The sequence below is a fragment of the Delftia sp. UME58 genome (assembly GCF_014170385.1).
GTDB lineage: Bacteria > Pseudomonadota > Gammaproteobacteria > Burkholderiales > Burkholderiaceae_C > Comamonas > Comamonas acidovorans.
Map to the genome: position 1 here is coordinate 127258 of NZ_LZZV01000106.1, position 26037 is coordinate 153294.

Below are 26037 nucleotides of genomic sequence, written 5' to 3' on the forward strand. Positions count from 1 at the left end.
CGCGCCTCAGGCCTGGCCGCGCAGCGCAACAAAGGCCTGGTGCAGGCCCAGGCGCAGATCGACGATGCGCTCCAGATGGCCGCGCATGCGCTCTTCATCCCAGGGCCGCACGCGGCTGCGTTCGAGGCGCGCCTGCTGCTGGGGCGTGAGGGGAATGCTTGCCGGTGCGGCAACTGCAGCGGCTGTGGCGGCAGCGGTGGCCGTGACTGCTGCCGCAGCAGCAGGTTCGGGTTGCGGCTCGGGCTCAGGCTCGGATTGCGCATCCAGCACCGAGGGCTTGCGCCACAGGTCGGCAAAGCGCTCCAGCGCGGTCACGTCCAGCATGCGCGCACAGGACAGCAGGGCCTGGTCGGCGCGGTAGCTGTGCCAGTTGCCCGTGATCTGCTTGCCGCCCACGGCCACGTGCAGTGCCTCGGTCAGCCGCGCCGACAGCGCGGGCGAGAGCAGTTCGGCACCGCCCAGCGACTGGGACATGCCCTCGATGGCGTCGATGAGCTTGTGCCTGTCGCGCTCGAACTGGGCAATCCAGCGGGACTCGCGTTCCTCGCGGGACAGCCGGGCCATGAGGGCGGGCAGGAGCGCGTCGTGGCGCATGTCGCGGCCCATGGTCTGGGCGGCATCGATCCATTCCACGTCCAGCTGGTATTGCAAGGCCCGCACCCAGCCCTGGCGCAGCGAGGATTTCCAGTCGCTGCGCCGGCTCCACTCCATCACTTCCAGGGGCGTCAGGCCCAGGGCGCGGGTCCAGAAGGACACGGGCGTGAGCTGCACCATCTGCTCCAGCAGCCAGGCCTTCTTGCCGCCACGGTGGTAGGCGTCGGGCTTGAGCGCGATGCCGTCGCGCTCCCATTCCTTGGAGCCCTCTTCGGGAGGCTCCACGATCCACTGGCCCTTGTCGTCCTGCTGCAGCATGGACTGCATCCAGCCCATGACGCGCTGGCTGTGCGCGCTGTCCGGCAGGCACGAGAGCATTTGCGCGGCGTTCTCGCGGATCTCCTTGCTGCGGTCGGACAGCAGTTTTTCGAGCAGCGGCTCATCGTCCATGCCCAGCCCCACGGCCAGGGCCTGGACCAGGGGCAGGCGCTCCTTGGCGCCCAGCTCCTTCAGGCTGCCTTCCAGCCGCGTGCGGGCCTTGGCGGCATCGGTTGCGCGCTCGCTGCGCAGCAGGGCCACGCGCTGCTCCACCGAGCCCTCCTGCCAGACCAGCTCGGGGTCGGCGGTTTCCTCCACGCCGCTGGCATAGCCCCATTGCGGGTTGAGCGCGCCCAGCCAGCGTCCGCGCTCGCCCAGCACGGGGGCCAGCCACTGGCGCAGCTCCACGGACTGGCGGCCCTGCTCCAGCGCGGGCACCAGCAGGTCATGGGGCAGGCGCTGGCCGGCCTGGTCCAGGGTGCGCAGCATGGAGGCCTGCAGCTCGAACGGGCCGTCCTTGAGCACGTCGCCCATCAGGGTGTGCAGGCGCGCATCGGCAGGCGCGGTGCGCGACTCCGCAGGCGCTGCGGCGGGCACGGCCAGCGGTGCCGTCAGGCGCACCTGCGCGCCAGGCTGCCAGCCTACCCGCTCGAACACGGCCGCCACGGCGCTGGCGCGCAGCAGTTGCTGGGCGGGCGAGTCACCGGGCAGGTCGGCGCGGGGCTGCAGCGCCGCCTGCACGGCCTGCTGCGACCCGGTTGCGGACGGGTCCACGCCCGAAGCCAGCGCAGGCGGCACGGCCAGCCGGTCCGAGCCGACCATGGCCGATTGCTGCAGCGCAGCCCAAAGTTGTGCGTTGCTCATACCGGATCACCCTGGTTCTGCCAGATACATTGCTGGGCGCCGTCGCCCTCGCGGGCCTGCCAGGCGCTCAGCAGCCGCCAGCGGCCCACGGCCGGGCCGGGTTCCCATTCGCCAAACAGCTGCATGGGCGCACCGCCGCTGAGCGCCAGCAGGTGCCAGGCCTGGGCATCGTCAATCGCCACGGGGACGGGCTGCACTGGCGCCGCCGTGCCAGGGGCGACCGGCGATGCATCCGGCGCTTGGGGCCAGGCCGCGAACCACTGGCCCTGGGCGGGCACCAGCCGCAGCCGGTCCTGGCACAGCGGCTGCGTGGCCTGCAGCGGGTTGGCGGCAATGCGCTGGCCCAGCAGTTGCAGGACGTCGCCCACGGCCGAGGTGGCCAGCGGGCTGGCGCCATCGGCAGGCAGCGCAGGCCCGTTGCCATTGGCCGCAATGGCGCGCAGCGGCGCGTGGCCCGGATAGAAATTCAGCGCGCAGCCGTAGCGATGGCCAGGCACCCAGGCCGATTCAAAGCCGCGCCCGCCCTGCGCATAGTCCAGCACCAGGGCCATGCGCCCCGTGCGCTGGCCCTGCAGCCAGACGCGCCGCTCCATAAGCCGGCCTTCGCGCTCGATCATGCGCAGGCCGGCCACCAGCCATTCGTCCTCGACCGACTGGCCCCTGGCCTGCACCTCGGCCTTGTCCATGGGCCAGCCCAGCGCCGCCATCACGTCGGCCTTGACCTCGGGGCTGAGCGATTCGCGTCGGCGCACGGCGTCGATGATCAACTGCCAGTGGCCCAGCTGCACCAGCATGTCGCGCGGCCAGTCGCGGTGGCTGTCCACCAGATCCCGGCAATCCTTGATGCGCGCCGCCATGCCCGTGGCCTGCGCATCGACCATGCGCGCGGCCATGTTGTTCCAGCGCTGGCGCATCTGCGCGTCGCCGGCCTGGTTGGCCAGGCCCGCACGCACCATGTCCTGCATCCACAGCGACAGTTCCTGCAGGCCCGCCTCCACCTTGTCCCAGCGCTTGTCTTCGCGCCTGGCCTGTTGCCTGGCCGCGACTTCGGGGTCGGGCGGCGGCTCGGCCGCTGCGGCGGCAGCCTTGGCCTCTTTCTTCTCGGCCTTTTCCTGGCGGCTGTCCAGCCAGGTCTGCACCCAGGCGGGCGGATCGCCGCCTTCGGGGACTTGCCCGCCGGCACGCATCAGCATCAGCGCCAGCCCGTGCTTGCAGGGGAATTTGCGGCTGGGGCAAGAGCATTTGAAGGAAGGCCCCGACAGGTCCACCTGGGTCTGGTAGGGCTTGCTGCCGCTGCCCTGGCATTCACCCCATACCGCCACATCGTTGGCGCCCATGGCGGGCCATTTGGCGGGCGATTGCAGGCCCTTGGCGGCCTTGCTGGATGAGGCGTCCGGCGACAGCGCCAGCACTTCGCTCTCTGTTCCTAATACACGCGACACCGAAGCTCCCTCTCCAAGTGTTTGTCATCGCCGGGCGCATTGAATGAAACGGCACTGCCCGGCAAACACGAAAGCCTATCAGCAATAGTTATCGGCAACTTGAAACAAATCACAACAACACCAAGCCTCTCTCCCAGGAACGGGGAAGCCCATGGCGCACAGCAAGCGCGCTATATCGGCGCGTGCGTTGATGGCACCAGGCCATGCCAGCCTTCAAGCATTGCGAAAGACGCAGGAAACACGCATTCACCATTTCCCGTGATGCACACCACCCATTCATTGAAAGCGAGCACTCATTCCGCACTGAAAGCGGTTTCATTCCATTGCACTACCAACCATTGCAATCCGCTTGCCATGGCGATAGCGCGACGGCGTGTTCAACCCGGAGCCAGGCAAGGCCTGACCAGACCCTGGCCGAGGGATGGGCTCTCGGAAAATCGGGTGTGCCAGGTGAATTTACTGTATATTCATACAGTCATGGAGCTGCAACGCAAACTTTTCATCCTCGCCGACGCCGCCAAGTACGACGCCAGTTGCGCCTCCAGCGGCTCGCAGGGGCGCGACTCGCTGGACGGCAAGGGCATGGGCTCGGTCACCGGCATGGGCATCTGCCACAGCTATGCGCCCGACGGGCGCTGCATCTCGCTGCTCAAGATCCTGCTGACCAATGTCTGCATCTTCGACTGCCGCTACTGCATCAACCGCAAGAGCTCCAACGTGCAGCGCGCCCGCTTCACGGTGGCCGAGGTGGTGCAGCTGACGCTGGACTTCTACCGGCGCAACTGCATCGAGGGGCTGTTCCTGTCCAGCGGCATCATCCGTTCCAGCGACTACACCATGGAGCAACTGGTGGAGGTGGCGCGCCGGCTGCGCGAGGAGCATGACTTTCGCGGCTACATCCATCTGAAGACCATCCCGGATGCCGCCCCCGAATTGCTGGCCCGGGCAGGCCGCCATGCCGACCGCCTGAGCATCAATGTGGAGTTGCCCACGGCCAGCGGCCTGGCGCAGTTCGCGCCTGAAAAGGATGGACAGCGCATACGCCAGGCCATGCAGGGCGTGGACCGGCAGGTGCAGGCCTGGCGCGCGGCCACGCGCGAGCAGCGCCAGGCGCAGTCCCTGCCCGGCGCGCCTGCGCAGCGCGCCGCCGTGCCGCGCTTCGCGCCGGGCGGGCAGAGCACGCAGATGATCGTGGGCGCCGACCGCGCAACCGATGCCGACATCCTCGAATCCAGCCACACGCTGTATGCGGGCTACGGCCTGCGCCGCGTGTACTACTCGGCCTTCAGCCCCATTCCCGATGCCTCGCGCGATCTGCCGCCGCAGGCGCCGCCCCTCATGCGCGAGCACCGGCTCTACCAGGCCGACTGGCTGATGCGCTTTTACGGCTACGGGGCGGGCGAGATCGCGGCGGCCAGCCGCCACGGCATGCTGGACCTGGAGATCGACCCCAAGCTGGCCTGGGCACTGGCCAACCGACAGCAGTTCCCCGTGGACCTCAACCGTGCGCCGCGCAGCCTGCTGCTGCGCGTGCCGGGCCTGGGCACGCAGACGGTGGACCGCCTGCTGGCGGCGCGCCGCGTGCGCAGGCTGCGGCTGGACGATCTGCTGCGGCTGCGCGCGCCCGTGCAAAAGGCCCTGCCCTTCGTGCTGATCGACGGCCACCGGCCCCTGCTGGGCGAGACCGACTCGGCCGCGCTGCGCACCCGGCTGATCGCGCAGTCGCAGGCCAGCCAGGCCCAGGCGCGGCACAGCGGCATGCGCGTGCAAAACGCGGTGCAGGCCAGCCTGTTCTAGAACCTGGAGCACGCCATGCAAGCACAGGCTCTCACCATCGAACTCGACAGCCCCGACGACTGGCCCGGCTTTCGCGCAGCCTGCAGGGCGCTGCTGGCCCATGGCGCCGACCCCGCTGTGGTGCGCTGGCGGTGGCCCGACACGCGGGGGGCGCAGCAACTCGGCGCGGGCGTGGACCTGTTTTCCAGCACGCCGCAGCAGGCCATGCCCGCCTCGGCACTGGCCGGGCTGGCCGGCCCCGGCGAGGCCGGGCTGTCCCTGTCGGACACCCAGATGTCCGCGCTGCGCCATGCCTGCCTGCACCGCGCGGCGGGCCGCTTCGAGCTATGCCACCGTTGGCTGGCGCGCATGCAGGCCCGGCCCGAACTGCGGCTGGATGCACTGGATGCGGACTGGCGCGCCATCGAGGCCCTGGCCCGCCCCGTCTCGCGCGAGATCCACAAGATGCACGCCTTTGTGCGCTTTCGGACCACGCAGCGGCCGGACCAGCCCGAGCTGCACATCGCCTGGTTCGAGCCCGAGCACCACATCGTGCGCGCGGCAGCGCCCTTCTTCTGCAAGCGCTTTGCCAACATGCACTGGGCCATCCTCACGCCGCAATGCAGCGCGCACTGGGACGGCCATGCGCTGCGCCTGGCGCCCGGCGCGCGCCGCAGCGATGCCCCGCCAGCCGACGCGGGCGAGGCCCTGTGGCTGACCTACTACGCCAGCACCTTCAATCCGGCGCGCCTGAAGGAGCAGGCCATGCTGCGCGAGATGCCGCGCCGCTACTGGCACAACCTGCCCGAGACGGTGCTGATCTCCACCCTGGTCCAGCAGGCCCGCGCGCGCACAGGACAGATGCTGGAGCAGTAAGGGCAGGCGCCAAAAAACAAAGGCCCCGAAGGGCCTTTGTCTGCTTTGCAGCGTCGCTCAGTGCATCAACCCAGCCACTTGCGGGCGTTGCGCCACACGCGCATCCAGGGGCTGAATTCCGACTTGTCGCCGTTGGTCCAGCTCATCTGCACGTTGCGGAACACGCGCTCGGGGTGGGGCATCATGGCCGTGAAGCGGCCATCGGCCGTGGTCACTGCCGTCAGGCCGCCGGCCGATCCGTTGGGATTGAACGGGTACTGCTCGGTGGCCTTGCCGTGGTTGTCCACATAGCGCATGGAGGCGATGGCCTTGTCCGCATTGCCGCGGAAGCGGAAGTTGGCAAAGCCTTCGCCGTGGGCCACGGCGATGGGCAGGCGGCTGCCGGCCATGCCCTGCAGGAACAGGCTGGGCGACTCCAGCACTTCCACCATGGACAGGCGCGCCTCGAAGCGGTTGCTCTGGTTCTGCGTGAAACGCGGCCAGTCCTGGGCACCGGGAATGATGTCGGCCAGCTCGGCAAACATCTGGCAGCCGTTGCACACGCCCAGGCCGAAAGTGTCGCTGCGGCCGAAGAACTGCTGGAACTGCGCGGACAGGCTGTCGTTGAAGGTGATGGAGCGCGCCCAGCCGATGCCGGCGCCCAGAGTGTCGCCGTAGCTGAAGCCGCCGCAGGCCACCACGCCAGCGAAGTCCTGCAGCTGCGCGCGGCCGCTTTGCAGGTCGGTCATGTGCACGTCCACCGCGTCGAAGCCGGCTTCGGTGAAGGCGTAGGCCATTTCCACATGGGAGTTCACGCCCTGCTCGCGCAGCACGGCCACGCGGGGGCGCGCGCCCAGGTTCAGGAAGGGTGCGGCGGGGTTCTCGGCCGGGTCGAACGTCAGGTGCAGGTGCATGCCCGGGTCGGCAGGCTCGCCGGCTGCGGCGTGCTCGCTGTCGGCGCAGGCCGGGTTGTCGCGCTGCTGGGCGATCTTCCAGCTCACGGCATCCCAGACCTGGTGCAGGTCGCTGAGCGAGGCGCCGAAGACGGACTTGGCATCGCGCCAGACCTGCAGCTCGCCCTTGCCCGCATCGACTTTGGACGAGACGGGGCGCGTCTTGCCGATGATGTGGCTGCAGGTGGACAGGCCATGCTCGCGCAGGGTCTGCAGCACGGCGGCGCGGTCGGCCGTGCGGATCTGCAGCACGGCGCCCAGCTCTTCGTTGAACAGTGCGCGCAGCGTCATGTCGTCGCGGCGGCCGCTGATCTGGGAAGCCCAGTTCTTGCCTTCGCCCGAGTCCATGCGGCTGTCGCTGATGCCGTCGCCTTCGGTGACCAGCATGTCCACGTTGATGGCCACGCCCACATGGCCGGCGAAGGCCATCTCGGCCACGGTGGCCAGCAGGCCGCCGTCGCCCTTGTCGTGGTAGGCCAGGATCTGGCCCTTGGCGCGCAGGTCGTTGACGGCATCGACCAGGGCGATCAGGTCCTTGGCGTCATCGAGGTCGGGCGTTTCATTGCCGGACTGGCCCAGCACCTGGCCCAGGATGGAGCCGCCCATGCGCATCTTGCCGCGGCCCAGGTCCACCAGGACCAGGGTGCTGTCGTCTTCCGAGGCGTCCAGCTGGGGCGTGAGCGTGCCGCGCACATCGTCGATGGAGGCGAAGCCCGTGATGATCAGGCTGACGGGCGAGGTCACCTTCTTGACCTGGCCGCCCTCGTTCCACTGGGTGCGCATGGACAGGCTGTCCTTGCCCACGGGGATCGAGATGTCCAGCTGCGGGCACAGCTCCATGCCCACGGCCTTGACGGTGGCGTAGAGCGCCGCGTCTTCGCCGGGCTCGCCGCAGGCCGCCATCCAGTTGGCCGACATCTTGACCTTGGACAGCTCGATGGGCGCGGCCAGCATGTTGGTGATGGCCTCGGCCACGGCCATGCGTCCCGACGCCGGGGCGTTGATGGAGGCCAGCGGCGTGCGCTCGCCCATGGCCATGGCCTCGCCCTTGAAGCCACGGTAGTCGGCCAGGGTCACGGCCACGTCGGCCACGGGCACCTGCCAGGGGCCGACCATCTGGTCGCGGTGCGTGAGACCGCCCACGGCGCGGTCGCCAATGGTGATCAGGAAGCGCTTGGAGGCCACGGTGGGGTGGGCCAGCACGTCGATCACGGCGTTTTCCAGCGGCACGCCGGTCAGGTCCATGGGCGGCAGCTCGCGCTGCACGGTGGCCACGTCGCGGTGCATCTTGGGCGGCTTGCCAAGCAGCACGTTCATGGGCATGTCCACGGGGAACTTCTGGTCGCCCGAGGCCACCGCCGTGTCCTCCAGCACCAGCTGGCGTTCTTCCGTGGCCGTGCCGATCACGGCAAACGGGCAGCGCTCGCGCTCGCAGAAGGCCGTGAACTCGGCCAGCGATTCGGGAGCGATGGCCATCACATAGCGTTCCTGGCTTTCGTTGGACCAGATTTCCTTGGGCGCCAGGCCGGATTCCTCCAGGTTGACGGCGCGCAGGTCAAAGCGCGCGCCACGGCCCGCATCGTTGGTCAGCTCGGGGAAGGCATTGGACAGGCCGCCGGCACCCACGTCGTGGATGGCCAGGATGGGGTTCTTGTCCCCCTGGGCCCAGCAGTGGTTGATGACCTCCTGGGCGCGGCGCTCGATCTCGGGATTGCCGCGCTGCACGGAGTCGAAGTCCAGCTCGGCCGCGTTCGTGCCGCTGGCCATGGAGCTGGCAGCGCCGCCGCCCATGCCGATGCGCATGCCGGGGCCGCCCAGCTGGATCAGCAGGGTGCCGGCGGGGAACTCGATCTTCTGAGTCAGCTCGGAGTCGATCACGCCCAGGCCGCCCGCGATCATGATGGGCTTGTGGTAGCCGCGCATCACGGCATCGGCACCCACGCCGACCTGCTGCTCGTACTCGCGGAAATAACCGGTCAGGTTGGGACGGCCGAATTCGTTGTTGAAGGCCGCGCCACCGAGCGGGCCCTCGATCATGATCTGCAGCGGGCTGGCGATGTGCTCGGGCTTGCCCACTTCGCTGCCCCACAGCTTGGAGACCGTGAAGCCCGACAGGCCGGCCTTGGGCTTGGAGCCGCGGCCCGTGGCGCCTTCGTCGCGGATCTCGCCGCCCGCGCCGGTCGATGCGCCGGGGAAGGGGGAGATGGCCGTGGGGTGGTTGTGCGTCTCCACCTTCATCAGCACGTGGTTGACGGCCTGCTTCTTCTGGTAGCTGGGCGCCTTGATCTTGTCCAGGGCCGCCTCGAAGGTGGCGACGAAGCGCTCGACCTCATGGCCTTCCATGATGGAGGCGTTGTCCGAGTAGGCCACCACCGTGTGCTGGGGCGAGACCTGGTGCGTGTTGCGGATCATGCCGAACAGGCTCTTGTCCTGGGCCACGCCGTCGATGGTGAACTGGGCGTTGAAGATCTTGTGGCGGCAGTGCTCGCTGTTGGCCTGCGCGAACATCATCAGCTCCACGTCCGTGGGATTGCGTTGGAGGCCCTTGAAGGCATCGACCAGGTAGTCGATCTCGTCGTCGGCCAGGGCCAGGCCCCATTGGCGGTTGGCGGTCTCCAGCGCGGCGCGGCCGCCGCCCAGCACATCGACGAACTCCATGGGAGCGGCGTCCAGGGCGGAGAACAGTTGCTCGGCCTCGGCGCGCGTGGCGAAGACCGATTCGGTCATGCGGTCGTGCAGCAAGGCGGCGATCCGTGCAGTCTGCTCGGCCGAAAGTTCAGGCGCGCTGCCCAGCACATTGCTCAGCAGGCCGGTCTTGAAGGCGATGCGGTATTCGGTGATGCGCTCCACGCGGAACACGCCCAGGCCGCAGTTGCGGGCAATGTCCGTGGCCTTGGAGGCCCAGGGCGAGATCGTTCCCAGGCGCGGCGTGACCACCAGGGCGGCACCGTCGGCCGGGCCTTCATAGGGGTCTCCATAGGTCAAGAGCGCCTGGAGGCGCTCTTGCAATGCGGGCGTAGGTGCGGCGTCCGTGGCCACCAGGTGCACGAAGCGCGCGGCAATGCCGGTGATTTTGGGATGGATGGAGACCAGTTCGGTCAGGAGCTGCTGGGCGCGGAACGAGCTGAGAGCGTTTCCACCCTCCAACTGTGTCAGATGCAAGGTCACGTGGCGGCCTGTTGGGTGAGGAGGCTTGTGAAAAGCGCCCTGCGGCCCCGCCCTCCGGGGGCTGGCCGCAAGGCGCTGAATCGGTGAGGCCGCTATTTTACCGGGCTGCGCCGTCCCGATGGCGACAGCCGCCCCTTACCCCTGCACGCCCGAAGGCGCAATGGGATAATTGCGGGCATGAGCATCACCATCAAGAGCGCTGAAGACATCGCAGCCATGCGCGTGGCCTGCCGCCTGGCTTCGGAAGTGCTGGACTACATCACCCCCCACATCAAGCCCGGCATCACCACGGCCGAGATCGACCGCCTGGGCGCCGAATGCATGGCGCAGCAGGGCACGGTCTCCGCCACCATAGGCTACCAGCCGCCCGGCTACCCTCCCTACCCCGGACATCTGTGCACCTCGGTCAACCATGTGGTCTGCCACGGCATTCCCAATGACAAGCCGCTCAAGAAGGGCGACATCGTCAATGTGGACGTCACGGTCATCACCAAGGACGGCTGGTACGGCGACAACAGCCGCATGTTCATGATCGGAGAGTGCTCCATCGCGGCCAAGCGCCTGTCGGCACTGACCTTCGACGCCATGTGGCTGGGCATCCAGCAGGTCAGGCCCGGCGCCACGCTGGGCGACATCGGCAACGCCATCCAGACCTTTGCCGAAGGCCACGGCCTGTCGGTGGTGCGCGAGTTCTGCGGCCACGGCATCGGCCAGAAATTCCACGAAGAGCCCCAGATCCTGCACTACGGCCGCCCCGGAACGGGCACCGTGCTGGAGGAAGGCATGGTCTTCACCGTCGAGCCCATGCTCAACCTGGGCAAGCGCGAGATCAAGGAACTGGGCAAGGACGGCTGGACCATCGTGACCAAGGACCACAGCCTCTCGGCCCAGTGGGAACACACCCTGGTGGTGACCCGGACCGGCTACGAAGTCATGACCCTGTCGGCCGGCTCGCCCGCGCTGCCCCCCTTCGTTACCACCACGAGCTGCTGAGGCTCGGCATGTTTCTTGCGTGATGCGCAGGCAAAATGGCATGGCGTCCGGGGCACCCGCTCCCGGCGCCCTCCCTGCCCTCGCCGCGCATGAAACAGACCACTGACCACACTCCTTCCCACGCTGCGCCCTCTGCCCCGGACTCGCTGGAGCAGTTGCGCGCGCAGTACGCCCGGGATCGCGGGCGCTGGATAGGCTCGCTGCTGGCGCCCACCATGGGCCGGCGCGGCGTGCGCCTGGTGCTTCAGCACCTGAGCGATCTGGCCGACACGCTGCTGCGCGCGCTGTGGCATCGCGCCGGCATGCCGCCCGAGGCCTGCCTGGCCGCCGTGGGCGGCTTCGGGCGCGCCCAGCTGTTTCCCTATTCCGACATCGACGTGCTGGTGCTGCTGCCAGCCGCCGGCACGGCGGATGCCGAACTGGCCTCGCGCATCGAGAAATTCATCGGCAGTTGCTGGGACGCGGGCCTGGAGATCGGCTCCAGCGTGCGCACGCTGGCCGAATGCCTGGAGGAATCCGAGCGCGACCTGACGGTGCAGACCGCCCTGCTGGAATCACGCCGCATCTGCGGCAGCGAGCCGCTGTTCGCCGAGTTCCAGACGCGCTACCAGGCCCAGATGAACGCGCGCGCCTTTCTGTCCGGCAAGCTGCTGGAAATGCGCCAGCGCCACAACAAGTACGAGAGCACGCCCTACTCGCTGGAGCCCAACTGCAAGGAATCGCCCGGCGGGCTGCGCGATCTGCACACCATGATCTGGCTGGCCCGTGCCGCAGGCCTGGGCAGCAGCTGGCAGGCCCTGGCCGGCAAGGGGCTGATCACCGATTTCGAGCGCCGGCAGCTCGAGGACAACGAAGCCCTGCTGAGCCTGATACGTGCGCGCCTGCACGCGGTGGCGGGCCGGCATGAGGACCGCCTGGTCTTCGACCAGCAGACTGCCGTGGCCGAGGCCTTCGGCTACCGCTCCACCTCGGCCGAGGGGCGCAAGCTGGCCATGCGCGCCAGCGAGACGCTGATGCGCCACTACTACTGGGCGGCCAAGGCCGTGACCCAGCTGTGCCAGATCCTGCGGCTGAACATCGAGGAGCGGCTGAACCCGCGCCCCACGCCGCGCATCCGGCTGAACTCGCGCTTCTACGAGAAGGCCGGCACCATCGAGGTGGCCAGCGACGATCTCTACGAGCGCGAGCCGCACGCCATCCTCGAAACCTTTCTGATGTACGAGACCCATGTGGGCCTCACCGACCTGTCGGCACGCACGCTGCGCGCGCTGTACGGCGCGCGTGACCTGATGGACGCGGCCTTCCGGCGCGACCCGGTCAACCGCGCCACCTTCATGAAGATCCTGCAGCAGCCCAGCGGCATCACGCACGCCATGCGGCTGATGAACCAGACCTCGGTGCTGGGGCGCTACCTGTGGCCGTTCCGGCGCATCGTGGGCCAGATGCAGCATGACCTGTTCCACGTCTACACGGTGGACCAGCACATCCTCATGGTGCTGCGCAATGTGCGGCGCTTTTTCATGGCCGAGCATGCGCATGAGTACCCGTTCTGCTCGCAGCTGGCCAGCGGCTGGGACAAGCCCTGGCTGCTGTACGTGGCCGCGCTGTTCCACGACATCGGCAAGGGCCGGGGCGGCGACCACTCCATCATCGGCGCCGTGGAGGCCAAGCGCTTTTGCCGCGCCCACGGCATTGCGCGCGCCGACGCCGAGCTGATCGAATTCCTCGTGCGCGAGCACCTGACCATGAGCCAGGTCGCGCAAAAGCAGGATCTGTCGGACCCCGAGGTGATCCAGGCCTTTGCCGAGCGCGTGGGCAACGAGCGCAATCTCACGGCCCTGTACCTGCTGACCGTGGCCGACATCCGCGGCACCAGTCCCAAGGTCTGGAGCGCCTGGAAGGGCAAGCTGCTGGAGGACACCTATCGCCTGACCTTGCGCGTCATGGGCGGGCGCGCGCCCGATGCAGCCGCCGAAATCGAGGCCCGCCGCCGCGAGGCCCTGGTGCAGCTGGCACTGACAGCCCAGCCCTTCGAATCGCACAAGAAGCTCTGGGACACGCTGGGCGTGGACTATTTCATGCGCCACGAGGCGGCCGACATCGCCTGGCACACGCGCCACCTGTCGCGCCACGTGGGCACCACCCGCCCCGTGGTGCGCGCGCGCCGCTCCCTGGCCGGCGAGGGGCTGCAGGTGCTGGTCTACGCGCCTGACCAGCCCGATCTGTTCGCACGCATCTGCGGCTACTTCGACCGGGCGGCCTTCTCCATTCTGGATGCGCGCGTGCACACGGCCCACAACAGCTATGCGCTGGACACCTTCCAGGTGGTCGCGCCCGCCATGCAGGAGCAGTACCGCGAGCTGATGCACATGGTCGAGAACGACCTGGTCGCCGCGCTGATGCAGGGCGGGCCGCTGCGCGAGCCATCCCCCCGGCGCCTGTCGCGCCGCGTCAAAAGCTTCCCCTTTGCGCCGCGCGTCACGCTGCAGCCCGACGAGAAAGCCCAGCACTGGCTGCTGTCCATCTCGGCCACGGACCGCGCCGGCCTGCTCTACACCGTGGCGCGCATCCTGGCCCAGCACCACCTGAGCGTGCAATTGGCCAAGGTCAGCACGCTGGGCGAGCGCGTGGAAGACAGCTTTCTGATCGAGGGCGCCGAACTGCAGAACAACCAGCGCCAGCTGCTCATAGAAACCGAGCTGCTGCAGGCCTTGGCGGTCTGAGCTTGCGGCGAAAAAAAGGCCCGCCCTGTCAACCAGGGCGGGCCTTTTGCATCCAGGCGCTGGCGCGGGTGCGGCCGTCAGTGCATGGCGGCCGCAGGCGCCGACACCGTGGCCACTTGCTTGCCCTCGCGGTCATAGAGCTTGCCATCGACCACCCGGTCGCCATCGGCCAGGGCAGACAGCACGGCCTCGCTGAGCACGCGCTCCGAACCTGCGCCGAACACCGAAGGCTGCTCGGGGTTGCCCTGCTTGAAGTGGTTGAAGACCAGGTTCAGCAGCAGCACGGTCACCGCCGTGGAGCTGATGCCCGAATGGAACATGGTGGCGAACCAGTCCGGGAAGTGGTGATAGAAGTCCGGCTTGACCATGGGCAGCACGCCCATGCCGATGGACGCCGCCACGATGATCAGGTTCATGTTGTTGTGGTAGTCCACCTTGGCCAGCGTGCGGATGCCGCTGGCCGCCACCGTGCCAAAGAGCACCAGGCCCGCGCCGCCCAGCACCGAGGGCGGCACGCAGGCCACGATGCGCCCCATGATGGGCAGCAGGCCGAAGGCGATCAGGATGAGGCCGCTGAAGGCCACGACATAGCGGCTCTTGATGCCCGTGACCGCGACCAGGCCCACGTTCTGGGCAAAGGCGCTCTGCGTGAACGAGCCGAAGAACGGGGCCACCACGCTGGACAGCATGTCGGCGCGCAGGCCGTCGGCCAGACGGCGCGAATCCACGCGGGTGCCCACGATGTCGCCCACGGCCAGGATGTCGGCCGAGGTTTCCACCAAGGTCACCAGGATCACGATGGACATGGAAAGGGTCGCCGCCAGGCTGAAGGTCGGCCAGCCGAAGTGCAGCGGCATGGGCACGGCGAACCAGGCGCCGCTGCCCACCTCGGAAAAGTCGGACTTGCCGATCATGGCCGCCACCGCCGTGCCGATGACGATGGCCAGCAGGATGGACAGGCGCGAGATCATGGCGTTGCCCAGCTTGCTCAGCGCCAGCACGATGACCAGCGACAGGCCCGCCAGCCCGATGTTGCCCATGCTGCCGTAGTCGGCTGCCTGGGGATTGCCGCCCATGGCCCAGTGGGCCGCCACCGGCATCAGCGACAGGCCGATGATGGTGATCACGCAGCCATTGACCAGCGGCGGGAAAAACCGGGTGAGCTTGGAAAAAATGGGCGCAATGATCAGGCCGAACACCGAGGCAAAGAGCACGGCGCCCAGCACGCCCTGCATGCCGCCGCCCGTGTGCAGAATGCTGACCATGGTAGCCACGCCCGAGAAGGACACGCCCTGCACCAGCGGCAGGCGCGAGCCGAAGAACGGAATGCCCAGCGTCTGCAGCAGCGTGGCCAACCCGCCCATGAAAAGGCAGGCCGTGATCAGCAGGCCCGTGTCCGAGGCCGACATGCCGGCCGCATTGGCCATGACCAGGGGCACGGCCACGATGCCTCCGTACATGGTCAGCACATGCTGCAAACCATAGAGGGTGTTGGCCGTGAGGCCGAGTTGCTCGTCCTCCGGGCGGATGTCTGCGCCCAGGGCCGGCGCATTGCCAGAACTTTTTTCCATCGCTGTCTCCTTGTCCTCTTGTTCACAGAACGCCGGACAAGTTCGCGGCAGCCGGGGGGCGTCAGGCACGCCCCCGCGCACCCTTGGCCGCCGACCCGATAGGCCGCGCTCTCCTGCATCCTGCATCGCGAAGCCCGGTGGCTGCTTGGCAGCTCTTGACGGGCGAACGCACACAATCCCCGCCTTGGCGGGAAGTGCCAATGTACGGCGCCAGCATGGAAAAATTGTCTACCGATTTGTATACAAAGACCTGACCGCAGATCCTTGAATACGGGCGGCGACCGCCCGCTCAGTCGTCCTCGGCCGCGCTGATGCCGGGGAACAGCACATCGGTGAAGCCGAACTGGCTGAAGTCGCGCATGCGCATGGGATAGAGCTTTCCCCAGAGGTGGTCGCACTCATGCTGGACCACGCGCGCATGAAAGCCATCCACCGTGCGGTCGATGGCATCGCCAAACACATCGAAGCCCGTGTAGCGGATATGGTTCCAGCGCGGCACCATGCCGCGCATGCCGGGCACGGACAGGCAGCCCTCCCAGTCGAGCTGTTCATCCTCGCCAATGGGCGTGATGACCGGGTTGATGAGCACGGTGCGCGGCACCACGGGCGCGTCGGGGTAGCGCGGATTGGGCAGGCCGGAGCCGAACACCACCATCTGCAGGTCCACGCCAATCTGCGGAGCGGCCAGCCCCGCGCCGTTGGCTGCATGCATGGTGTCCAGCAAATCGCTGAGCAGCAGGTGCAGTTCGTCGGTGTCGAATTCGGTCACGGGCTGGGCGACGCGCAGCAGGCGCGGATCGCCCATCCTCAAAATGGTGCGGACAGTCATGGCAGTGCAAGGCTATGCATGTAAATGTGGGTTGCCAAGCATAGCGGCCGCCCGGCTCCCGGCCGCCCCCTGGCCACCTCTTGGCTACCTCTTGGCCGCCATGGCCACAGCGCGCTGGCACAATCGCAGCATGCCCAGCACCGCCAGAGAGTCATCCACCGCGTCCCCAGAGGACCGTGAGGCAGGCGCGCAGCAAATACCCACGGCACAGGCCCTGGAGCCCGAGGCCACTGCGCAGGCAGGCACGGCGCAGGCCTTCCATGATGACGATCCCCCTCCCCTGCACCGCATGCCGGCCGCCCCGTTGCGCTGGGCGCTGCAGCTGTTTGCCTGCCTGAGCCTGGCGACTGGCATTGCCGGCATCTTCATTCCAGGATTGCCCACCACGGTGTTCGTGCTCATGGCCGGATGGGCCGCAGCGCGCAGCTCGCAGCGCATGCACACCTGGCTGTGGCGCCATCGCCTGTTCGGCCCCATGCTGCGCAACTGGGCACGGGGCGGCTGCGTGAGCCGGCGCGCCAAATGGAGCGCCAGCGCCATGATGAGCCTGTGCGCCGTGATACTGCTGTGGACACGCCCGCCCGCCTGGGTGCAGGCCGTGGCGCTGACCTCCATGGGCTGCGTGCTGGTATGGCTGTGGTTCAGGCCCGAGCCTTGATGGCGCCGGGGAGCCCGAGGGGCCGCTGCTGCAGGCCCTTCCGAAAAAAATCCCCCGAGTTTTCTGCGACGTGTTTTTTACGTCATATAATCTAGGTCTTGTTCCTCAATAGCTCAGTTGGTAGAGCGCCGGACTGTTAATCCGTAGGTCCCTGGTTCGAGCCCAGGTTGAGGAGCCAAAAGAATTTCAAGATCTTGCAACCGCACAAGATCTCTGTCGATAGACGTGTATTCCTCAATAGCTCAGTTGGTAGAGCGCCGGACTGTTAATCCGTAGGTCCCTGGTTCGAGCCCAGGTTGAGGAGCCAAATTTCAGTGGCCTTGCAATCGCACAAGACCCAACGCCAACATATTCCTCAATAGCTCAGTTGGTAGAGCGCCGGACTGTTAATCCGTAGGTCCCTGGTTCGAGCCCAGGTTGAGGAGCCAGATGAAAAGCCCGCATGCCGACGCATGCGGGCTTTTTTGTTGGGTCAGGCTGCACGCACCATGCCCACGGTGGGCGTGTTCGGCGGCGACGCAGGGGCGGCGGGCTCCACGGTGACGGGCTTGCTGTGCCTGGCATGGGCGCGGCGCGAGACATGGGCGGCACGGGATTGCTCGACACCCTCTTCCCATGCGCGCAGCTCCTCTTCCAGCCGCGCGGCGCGTTCCGCATACATGTCGGCGGAGGACTTGTAGTACTCCGCGGCAATGGTGTGCTCCAGCATCGCCATGCGGGCTTCCTGCAGGTAGGCCCGGGTGCGACGGATATAGCGCGGCTCGGCAAGGCTTGCGCCAAAGATTTTGCTGAAAAACATCGCTCATCCTCCTTCGATGCCTTCACAGCGAAAGCCAAGCATCCGCAAGAAGACGGAACCAGCATAGCCCAAGCCTGCCATGCGGCACTGTCCCCTGGCGCGACAAGGCCGCGTAGGAGGTTCACCTACCCCGGCCAGGCGATTCCCTCGCATCCACGCAGCCCTCTTCAGCATGGTTTGTGCAAGACTGCGGCTGCAGAGAATACGAAACCATTTCCTCCGTCCGCACCCGATCATGTCCCATCCCCTCCCATGGCTCATCCCCCACCAGGCCTTCCCTCCTGTGGAGACGGCATGGGGACCCAACGACCCCATCCCGGGCCTGCTGGCCGCAGGCGGCACTCTGGATGCGGCGCACCTGCGCATCGCCTACAGCCAGGGGATTTTTCCCTGGTTCAGCGAAGGCCAGCCCACACTGTGGTGGTCGCCCGATCCACGCATGGTGCTGCAGACATCGCAGTTCCGGCTGCACCGCAGCCTGCGCAAGACATTGCAGCGCTTTCGCACCACGCCGGGCTGCGAGATCCGCATCGACAGCGCGTTCGAGACCGTGATGCAGCACTGCGCCCAGACGGTGCGCCATGACCAGGATGGCACCTGGATCGTGCAGGAAATTCTCGATGCCTATGCCGACCTGCACCACCAGGGTGCAGCCCACAGCGTGGAGACCTGGGTGGATGGACGCCTGGTGGGCGGCCTGTATTGCGTGGCACTGGGCCGCGCCGTGTTTGGCGAATCCATGTTTGCGCATGCCACCGACGCATCCAAGATCGCGCTGGCAGCCCTGGTTGCGCTGTGCAGACACCAAGGCGCCGCGCAGATCGATTGCCAGCAGGCGACGCAGCATCTGGCCTCGCTGGGCGCACGCGAAATGCCGCGCGCCCGGTTCCTGCAGACCGTGGCCGAGCAAAGCCAGCTGCCGCCCATGCGCTGGCAGTTCGAAAACGTATACTGGGACGCGTTGCTGCCACCGTCCGGTGAGGCCGGCGACACATCACCGGCTGCCGCCAGAACACCATGACGCACCCGAACGATCTTCCGCTGCAGGCCCTGCAGTTCTATGCCACCGCCGCTTACCCCTGCAGCTACCTGGATGGCCGGCTGGCGCGTTCGCAAGTGGCCACGCCCAGCCATCTGATCCAGAACAGCGCCTATTCGGAGCTGGTTTCACTGGGTTTTCGCCGCAGCGGAATGTTCACCTACCGGCCGTATTGCGACGGCTGCCGCGCCTGCGTGCCGATGCGCATCCTGGTCCACGACTTCCGCCCCGACCGCAGCCAGCGCCGCGCCGCCGTGCGCCACGCCGATCTCACGGCATCGATCCAGCGCCTGCACTACTCGAACGAGCACTACCAGTTGTACCTGCGCTACCAGCAAAGCCGCCACAGCGGCGGAGGCATGGACCATGACAGCGTGGACCAGTACACCCAGTTCCTGCTGCAAAGCCGCGTCAACTCGCGCCTTGTGGAGTTCCGCGCGCCCGCGGCCGATGGCGGCATCGGCACGCTGAAGATGGTCTCCATCCTCGATGTACTGGAAGACGGGCTGTCTGCCGTCTACACCTTCTACGAGCCCAACGACCCCGCCAGCTACGGCACCTTCAATGTGCTGTGGCAGATCGACCAGGCCCGGGCCATGAGCCTGCCCTATGTCTACCTGGGCTACTGGATCGCCGACAGCCAGAAGATGAATTACAAGGCGCGCTTCCTGCCCCATGAGGTGCGCGTTGACGAGCGCTGGCAGCGCGTGGATCAGCTGCCGCGCTGATACAGCATCACTCCCTCCCTTTTCCGCGACATTTCTTATGCGCATAGCCGCTGTTTGCTGGCGGCACATATGCCGCCATGCCATGGTCGCCGCTAGAATGACCGAATGCCGAAACCCCACTCCGCCTCATGAAAAAAAACGATAACGCGGCCTCCCCCAAGCCCAGCGTCCAGGTTCTGGAACGCATGTTCACGTTGATCGACGTGTTGGCCTCGCGCGAGGAAGCGGTATCGCTCAAGGAGATCAGCGAGCGCACCGGCCTGCACCCCTCCACCACGCACCGCATCCTCAACGATCTGGCCATCGGCCGCTTTGTCGATCGTCCCGAATCGGGCAGCTACCGCCTGGGCATGCGCTTCCTGGAACTGGGAAATCTGGTCAAGGCCCGCCTGAGCGTGCGCGAAGCGGCCCTGATTCCCATGCGCCAGCTGCACAAGCAGATCCAGCAGCCGGTCAGCCTCAGCGTGCGCCAGGGCGATGAAATCGTCTATGTGGAACGCGCCTACAGCGAGCGCTCCGGCATGCAGGTGGTGCGCGCCATCGGCGGCCATGCGCCGCTGCACCTGACCTCCAACGGCAAGCTGTTCCTGGCGGCGGACGACGCGCAGCAGGTCCGCGCCTACGCCACGCGCACCGGCCTGCCCGGCAAGACGCATTTCAGCATCACGCGGCTGGCCGACATGGAAAACGAACTGGACAAGGTGCGCCACCATGGCGTGGCCCGCGACAACGAAGAGCTGGAGCTGGGCGTGCGCTGCATGGCCGCCGGCATCTACGACGACCAGGGCAAGCTGGTGGCCGGCCTGTCCATCTCCGCCCCCGCCGACCGGCTGGACGAAAGCTGGATGTCCAAGCTCCAGTCCACCGCACAGGAGATCTCGGGCGCCCTGGGCTTCAACGCAACCCGCCCGGCAGCACCGCCACCCAACCCCTACGCGCGCAGCAGCCACTGATCAGGGCGCTGCAATCAGCAGGCGGCAAGACGACCAGCGATCAAAAACAACAAAGGCGCCCAAGGCGCCTTTGTTGTTGAGGGCAAAGAAACTCAGCCCTTGACCTTGTGGATCATGGAATCGCCAGCCACCTGACCCATGGACTCCACCCAGTGGCGCACGCGCTCGGCATCGCCGAGGCGGCTGAACTTTCCGGCCGAATCCAGGAAGACCATGATGATCTTGCGGCCAGCCACCTGCGCCTGCATCACCAGGCAGCGACCCGCCTCGGAGATGTAGCCGGTCTTTTGCAGGCCGATGTCCCAGGTGGGGCTCATCACCAGGCGATTGGTGTTGTTGTACTGCAGCGTGCGACGGCCCACGGCCACTTCGTAGCCGGGCGAGGTGGTGTACTCGCGCACCAGCGGATCGCTGTGCGCCACATTCACAAGCACAGCCAGATCACGGGCGCTGGACTGGTTGCGGCTGGACAGGCCGGTAGGCTCCACGTAGCGGGTATCGGTCATGCCAAGCAGGCGCGCCTTGGCATTCATCTGCTGCACGAAGGCATCCAGGCCACCCGGGAAAGTGCGACCCAGGGCATGGGCAGCACGGTTTTCACTGGACATCAGGGCCAGGTGCAGCATCTCGGCGCGCGTGAGCGTGGTGCCCACGGCCAGGCGAGAGCTGCTGCCCTTTTCGGTATCCACGTCGTCCTGCGTGATGGTGATGGTCTCATCCATCGGCAGATGGGCCTGGGAAATCAACAGGCCCGTCATCAGTTTGGTCAACGAGGCGATGGGCAAGACGGCATGGTCGTTCTTGCTCAGCAGCACCTCATGGGTGTCCTGGTCCAGGACCAGGGCCACGCTGCTCTTGAGATCCAGAGGATCGGCCACCGCATGCAGGCCGGCCATCTGGCCGAAGGACAGGCGCGGCTCGTAGGCAACGGCGCGAATGGGGCTGGCAACGCTGCGTGCAGCGATGCGGCTGGGCTGGCGCGCGCTCTTGGCAACGCGCTTGCCCTGAGGAGCGGCCGTGGCGCGCTCCTTCACCGCCTTCTTCTTGACAGGGGCCACGGCCACCTGTTTCTTGGCAACTTTCTTGGCGGGCGCGGCATGCGCGCCCGGGGCAGCAAGAGCACAACTCAGGGCAAGAAAAGACATGACCTGAGCAAATCGACCGAGGCGGGCACGGCGTAGGGTGGGCATGAGAAATGCTCCAAGCAGCAAGAATTTGTGACTAGACCTTACATTAATCGAAAAAGTCGCACTGTGACAATAACTTGTGCGACTTTTCGATAATTTAAATGAAATTATAAGGCGAGTGCTTACCCCTGCGCAGCCACGATCTCTGCATTGCTGTGTAATTTGTTCAGCGCGCTCAGATAGGCCTTGGCCGAGGCCACGACGATGTCCGGGTCCGCGCCCACGCCGTTGACCACGCGCCCGCTGCGCTGCAGGCGAACGGTCACTTCGCCTTGGCTCTCGGTGGAGCCGCTGATGGCGTTGACCGAGTACAGCAGCATCTCGGCTCCGCTCTTCACCTCGGACTCGATGGCCTTGAACGAGGCATCGACCGGGCCGTTTCCATCCGATTGCGCCTTGATCTCATGGCCGTCGCGGCTGAACACCACCGAAGCGTGTGGACGCTCACCCGTTTCGCTTTGCTGGGCCAGCGAGATGAACTGGAAGGGATCGGCCTGCTGATGGGCATCCTGCTCCGTCACCAGGGCCAGGATGTCCTCGTCGAAGATCTCGCTCTTGCGGTCGGCCAGCTCCTTGAAGGCAGCAAAGGCCGTATTGATCGCGGCTTCGCTGTCGAGCTCCACGCCCAGCTCCTGCAGGCGCTGCTTGAAGGCATTGCGGCCACTGAGCTTGCCCAGCACGATCTTGTTGGCGCTCCATCCCACATCCTCGGCACGCATGATCTCGTAGGTGTCGCGCGCCTTGAGCACGCCATCCTGATGGATGCCCGAGGCGTGGGCGAAGGCGTTGGCGCCCACGACGGCCTTGTTGGGCTGCACGACGAAGCCTGTGGTCTGACTGACCATGCGGCTGGCGGCCACGATGTGCTGGGCATCGATGTTGACGTCCAGGCCGAAGTAGTCCCTGCGCGTCTTGATGGCCATCACCACCTCTTCGAGCGAGCAGTTGCCGGCGCGCTCACCCAGGCCGTTGATGGTGCACTCGATCTGGCGCGCACCGCCGAGCTTGACGCCGGCCAGCGAGTTGGCCACGGCCATGCCCAGGTCGTTGTGGCAGTGCACGCTCCAGACCGCCTTGTCGCTGTTGGGCACGCGCTCGCGCAGGTTCTTGATGAAGGCGCCATACAGCTCGGGGATGGCGTAGCCCACGGTATCGGGCACGTTGATGGTGGTCGCGCCTTCGGCAATCACCGTCTCGATGACGCGGCACAGAAAGTCCGGGTCGCTGCGGTAGCCGTCCTCGGGGCTGAACTCGATGTCGGCGATCAGGTTGCGCGCAAAGCGCACCGACTGGCGCGCCTGCTCCAGCACCTGGTCGGGCGTCATGCGCAGCTTTTTCTCCATGTGCAGCGCACTGGTGGCGATGAAGGTGTGGATGCGCGCGCGGTTGGCGTCCTTCAGAGCCTCGGCCGCACGGGCGATGTCGCGGTCATTGGCACGGGCCAGCGAGCAGATGGTGGAGTCCTTGATGGCGCGCGCAATGGCCTGCACCGACTCGAAGTCGCCATTGGAACTGGCCGCAAAACCGGCCTCGATCACATCGACCTTCAGCCGCTCGAGCTGGCGCGCGATGCGCAGCTTTTCGTCACGGGTCATGGAGGCACCGGGCGACTGCTCGCCGTCACGCAAGGTGGTGTCGAAAATGATCAACTGTTCGGTCATGGGGAGTCTCGTCTTTCTTGTGGATGCGAAGCTCCTGCCCACGGGCAGGCGATGAAAAAAGCCGGTGCGCTTGTGGCTGCACCGGCTAGGGAACGGAATTTAAGCGGCAACCGCCTCCTGCGCCGCCGCCTTCTTGGAAGAAGGCACGCGCTGCAAGCCGGACATGATGGCCCGGAACGAAGCGGAGACGATATTCGCATCAACCCCGACGCCATAGCACACATGCGACTCGTCCACGCGCAGCTCCACGTAGGCGATGGCCTTGGCGTTGGCGCCCTCGCCGATGGCATGCTCGTTGTAGTCCAGCACGCGCACGGCCCGGCCGCAGTGCTCGCTCAGCGCCTGCACGAAGGCGTCGATCGGGCCCGTGCCCTCGGCCTCGACCGTGCGCTTGCCGCCCTCGACGGCCAGGTCGGCCGACAGGCTGACCACACCATCGTTCTCGCTCAGCCGGTAGTGCGGCGCCTGCATGGATTGCAGGCCGTATTCGCGCTGGAACAGATTCCACAGGTCGGCCGCAGCCAACTCCTTGCCGCTGGCATCCATCTCGCGCTGCACGACCTGGCTGAACTCGATCTGCAGGCGGCGCGGCAACTGGAGGCCATATTCGCTTTCAAGCAGATAGGCGATGCCGCCCTTGCCCGACTGGCTGTTGACGCGGATCACGGCCTCATAGCTGCGGCCCAGGTCCTTGGGATCAATGGGCAGATAGGGCATGTCCCAGACGTCGCCTTCCTTGCGGTCGGCGAAGGCCTTCTTGATCGCATCCTGGTGCGAGCCAGAGAAGGAGGTGTAGACCAGATCGCCCACGTAGGGATGGCGCGGGTGCACGGGCAACTGGTTGCAATGCTCGACCGTGCTGCGGATGCCGTCGATATCGGAGAAATCCAGCCCGGGCGACACGCCCTGGATGTACATGTTCAGCGCCACGTTGACCACGTCGAGGTTGCCCGTGCGCTCGCCGTTGCCGAACAGGCAGCCTTCGAGGCGGTCGGCACCAGCCATCAGCGCGAGCTCGGCCGTGGCCGTGCCCGTGCCGCGATCGTTGTGGGGATGGACGGACAGCACGATGGAATCACGGCGCTGGATGTGGCGGTGCGTCCACTCCACCATGTCGGCAAACAGATTGGGCGTGGAATGCTCCACCGTGGTGGGCAGGTTGATGATGCACTTGCGTTCGGGCGTGGGCTGCCATACCTCGGTGACGGCATCGATGACGCGCTTGGAAAACTCCAGCTCGGTGTCCGAATACATCTCGGGGGAGTACTGGAAGGTCCATTGCGTCTGGGGATAGCCGGCAGCGATCTCGTTGAACATGCGGGCATTGGTGGTGGCCAGCTCGACGATCTCGTCTTCGCTCATGTTCAACACCACGCGGCGCATCACGGGCGCGGTGGCGTTGTAGAGATGGACGATGGCACGGGGCACGCCTTCGAGCGCCTCGAAGGTACGGCGGATGAGGTGCTCGCGTGCCTGGGTCAGCACCTGGATGGTCACGTCATCGGGAATGCGGTTTTCCTCGATGAGCTTGCGCATGAAGTCGAACTCCACCTGCGAAGCGGAGGGGAAGCCGACCTCGATCTCCTTGAAGCCGATCTTCACCAGTTGCTCGAACATGCGCATCTTGCGATCGATGTCCATGGGCTCGATCAACGCCTGGTTGCCATCGCGCAGGTCCACGCTGCACCAGATCGGAGCCTTGGTAATCGTCGCGTCGGGCCAGCTGCGATTTTGCAGACGCACGGGAGCGAAAGCGAACGGACGGTACTTGGTCGAAGGGTTTTGCAACATGGCTGAAGTGCTTTCTATCGTCTAGGTAAAAACAAGACCCACCTGCTCCAGCGACCCCACAAATGCAAAACGGCCCGTCGCTGGTGCAAACGGGCCGTGAAAGTAGGTATGTACGCGCGCGCTACTGTCTCTGCCCGTTGGACATCAGTAGTAGAGCTAGCGACAGGTATTGCATTCGGATGACTTTAGCACAGGTTCACAAAGGCTGTGAAGATGCTGCACCGCATCACTTGTGCAGGCCGCGCTCCTCGGGCTCGTCGGTCGAAGTGCTGATGACGCTGGTGCGCTGGCCCTTGGCCTTGCGCCAGGCGTAGACGCCATAGCCCGAGAAACCGTAGAGCAGGAACACGCCGAACAGCACGATGGGTGGGTGGATGTTGATGATGGCGATGCCCAGGGCGATCAGCACGATGGCGGCAAACGGCACGCTCTTCTTGAAGTGCACGTCCTTGAAGCTGTAGAACGGCACATTGGTGACCATGGTCAGGCCCGCGTACAGCGTCAGGAAGAACATGATCCAGGTGATCTGCGTCCAGCTCAGCCAGGCATCCTGGCCGCGCAGCAGGCCCGCTTCGTCCAGCAGCCAGATGAAGCCCGTGACCAGCGCCGCAGCAGCAGGCGAAGGCAGGCCCTGGAACCAGCGCTTGTCCACCGTGCCGGTATTCACGTTGAAACGCGCCAGCCGCAGTGCGGCGCAGGCGCAATAGACAAAGGCGGCAATCCAGCCCCAGCGGCCAATGCCCTTGAGCGCCCATTCATAGGCGATCAAGGCCGGAGCGGCACCGAAGGACACCATGTCCGACAGCGAGTCCATCTGTTCGCCAAAGGCGCTTTGCGTATTGGTCATGCGTGCCACGCGGCCGTCAAGACTGTCCAGCACCATGGCGCAGAACACGCCTGCGGCAGCCAGTTCAAAGCGGCCATTCATGGCCATCACGATGGCGTAGAAGCCACCGAACAGCGCGGCCAGCGTGAACAGGTTGGGCAGGATGTAGATACCCTTGCGGCGCTTGCGCACCACCACGCCCTCAATCTCGTTGGACTCATTGTGGTTTTGCATCAATCCAGCCTCCAGCACAGCGCCTACAGGCGCGGGCAGCTATTAAAACGATAGTATTCTAAGGGAGCGGACCGC

General features: G+C 66.3%; 18 protein-coding genes and 3 tRNA genes. 11 read left to right on the forward strand and 10 right to left on the reverse strand.

Going from position 1 to position 26037, the window contains the following annotated elements; genetic code table 11:
* Positions 1-6: 6 nt before the first annotated feature.
* Together A9976_RS28225 and A9976_RS28230 are read right to left on the reverse strand one after the other, a co-directional pair.
* A complete protein-coding gene (locus A9976_RS28225) occupies positions 7-1776 on the reverse strand; it encodes a DUF5691 domain-containing protein (protein ID WP_183021713.1) in 1770 nt (589 codons plus the stop codon).
* Positions 1773-3218 (reverse strand): SWIM zinc finger family protein, encoded by a 1446-nt coding sequence (locus A9976_RS28230; protein WP_183021714.1) that lies wholly within the window; start codon positions 3216-3218, stop codon positions 1773-1775. Before A9976_RS28230 ends, A9976_RS28225 begins: the two co-directional genes overlap by 4 nt.
* Positions 3219-3695: 477 nt before the next feature.
* On the opposite strand from A9976_RS28230, the gene A9976_RS28235 reads away from it, so the two are divergent.
* Complete coding sequence (locus tag A9976_RS28235; RefSeq protein ID WP_183021715.1) at positions 3696-5015, forward strand: putative DNA modification/repair radical SAM protein; 1320 nt, start codon at positions 3696-3698, stop codon at positions 5013-5015.
* A 15-nt stretch (positions 5016-5030) separates the two neighbouring features.
* Positions 5031-5870 carry a TIGR03915 family putative DNA repair protein gene (locus A9976_RS28240; RefSeq protein ID WP_183021716.1) on the forward strand — a complete coding sequence of 280 codons (840 nt, stop codon included), beginning with the start codon at positions 5031-5033 and terminating at the stop codon, positions 5868-5870.
* Between the two features lie 65 nt (positions 5871-5935).
* On the opposite strand, the gene purL is transcribed toward A9976_RS28240, so the two are convergent.
* Positions 5936-9970 (reverse strand): phosphoribosylformylglycinamidine synthase, encoded by a 4035-nt coding sequence (gene purL / locus A9976_RS28245; protein ID WP_183021717.1) that lies wholly within the window; start codon positions 9968-9970, stop codon positions 5936-5938.
* Positions 9971-10147: 177 nt separating this feature from the next.
* Here purL and map point away from each other — a divergent pair, with 177 nt between their 5' ends.
* Together map and A9976_RS28255 are read left to right on the forward strand one after the other, a co-directional pair.
* Positions 10148-10963: a type I methionyl aminopeptidase gene (gene map, locus A9976_RS28250; protein ID WP_012206651.1), complete on the forward strand. Its 816-nt coding sequence runs from the start codon at positions 10148-10150 to the stop codon at positions 10961-10963.
* Positions 10964-11052: 89 nt separating this feature from the next.
* Positions 11053-13686, forward strand: a complete 2634-nt coding sequence (locus A9976_RS28255) for a [protein-PII] uridylyltransferase (RefSeq protein ID WP_183021718.1) — start codon at positions 11053-11055, stop codon at positions 13684-13686.
* Between the two features lie 77 nt (positions 13687-13763).
* Here A9976_RS28255 and A9976_RS28260 read toward each other — a convergent pair whose 3' ends face one another.
* Both A9976_RS28260 and def read right to left on the reverse strand, forming a co-directional pair.
* Positions 13764-15257, reverse strand: coding sequence for a nucleobase:cation symporter-2 family protein (locus tag A9976_RS28260; protein WP_183021719.1), 1494 nt, complete (start codon positions 15255-15257; stop codon positions 13764-13766).
* Positions 15258-15546: 289 nt separating this feature from the next.
* Positions 15547-16086: a peptide deformylase gene (def, locus tag A9976_RS28265; RefSeq protein ID WP_183021720.1), complete on the reverse strand. Its 540-nt coding sequence runs from the start codon at positions 16084-16086 to the stop codon at positions 15547-15549.
* 289 nt (positions 16087-16375) lie between these two features.
* Here def and A9976_RS28270 point away from each other — a divergent pair, with 289 nt between their 5' ends.
* The 4 genes from A9976_RS28270 to A9976_RS28285 all read left to right on the forward strand — a co-directional run bounded on the left by A9976_RS28270 (position 16376) and on the right by A9976_RS28285 (position 17172).
* On the forward strand, positions 16376-16744 hold the full coding sequence (locus A9976_RS28270) for a YbaN family protein (RefSeq protein ID WP_049801494.1): 369 nt from the start codon (positions 16376-16378) through the stop codon (positions 16742-16744).
* A 102-nt stretch (positions 16745-16846) separates the two neighbouring features.
* Positions 16847-16922: transfer RNA gene (locus A9976_RS28275), tRNA-Asn, on the forward strand.
* 53 nt (positions 16923-16975) lie between these two features.
* Positions 16976-17051: transfer RNA gene (locus A9976_RS28280), tRNA-Asn, on the forward strand.
* A 45-nt stretch (positions 17052-17096) separates the two neighbouring features.
* Positions 17097-17172 (forward strand) — tRNA-Asn (locus A9976_RS28285).
* A gap of 44 nt (positions 17173-17216) precedes the next feature.
* Here A9976_RS28285 and A9976_RS28290 read toward each other — a convergent pair.
* Entirely contained in the window at positions 17217-17543 is a 327-nt protein-coding gene (locus tag A9976_RS28290) for a hypothetical protein (RefSeq protein ID WP_183021722.1), read from the reverse strand.
* 235 nt (positions 17544-17778) lie between these two features.
* Here A9976_RS28290 and aat point away from each other — a divergent pair, with 235 nt between their 5' ends.
* The 3 genes from aat to A9976_RS28305 all read left to right on the forward strand — a co-directional run bounded on the left by aat (position 17779) and on the right by A9976_RS28305 (position 20263).
* Complete coding sequence (gene aat, locus A9976_RS28295; protein WP_183021723.1) at positions 17779-18564, forward strand: leucyl/phenylalanyl-tRNA--protein transferase; 786 nt, start codon at positions 17779-17781, stop codon at positions 18562-18564.
* Positions 18561-19310, forward strand: coding sequence for an arginyltransferase (locus A9976_RS28300; RefSeq protein WP_183021724.1), 750 nt, complete (start codon positions 18561-18563; stop codon positions 19308-19310). The genes aat and A9976_RS28300 overlap by 4 nt, the downstream gene beginning before the upstream one ends.
* A gap of 128 nt (positions 19311-19438) precedes the next feature.
* Positions 19439-20263 carry an IclR family transcriptional regulator gene (locus A9976_RS28305; protein ID WP_013801509.1) on the forward strand — a complete coding sequence of 275 codons (825 nt, stop codon included), beginning with the start codon at positions 19439-19441 and terminating at the stop codon, positions 20261-20263.
* A gap of 92 nt (positions 20264-20355) precedes the next feature.
* Here A9976_RS28305 and A9976_RS28310 read toward each other — a convergent pair whose 3' ends face one another.
* From A9976_RS28310 to pssA, 4 genes are all read right to left on the reverse strand, one after another.
* Complete coding sequence (locus tag A9976_RS28310; protein ID WP_183021725.1) at positions 20356-21453, reverse strand: serine hydrolase; 1098 nt, start codon at positions 21451-21453, stop codon at positions 20356-20358.
* Between the two features lie 119 nt (positions 21454-21572).
* The gene (locus A9976_RS28315; RefSeq protein WP_183021726.1) at positions 21573-23111 is read right to left on the reverse strand and encodes a 2-isopropylmalate synthase; all 1539 of its coding nucleotides are present in this window, start codon (positions 23109-23111) and stop codon (positions 21573-21575) included.
* Between the two features lie 99 nt (positions 23112-23210).
* Positions 23211-24902: a 2-isopropylmalate synthase gene (leuA, locus tag A9976_RS28320; protein WP_183021727.1), complete on the reverse strand. Its 1692-nt coding sequence runs from the start codon at positions 24900-24902 to the stop codon at positions 23211-23213.
* Between the two features lie 226 nt (positions 24903-25128).
* Entirely contained in the window at positions 25129-25962 is an 834-nt protein-coding gene (gene pssA / locus A9976_RS28325; RefSeq protein ID WP_012206663.1) for a CDP-diacylglycerol--serine O-phosphatidyltransferase, read from the reverse strand.
* Positions 25963-26037: the final 75 nt, after the last annotated feature.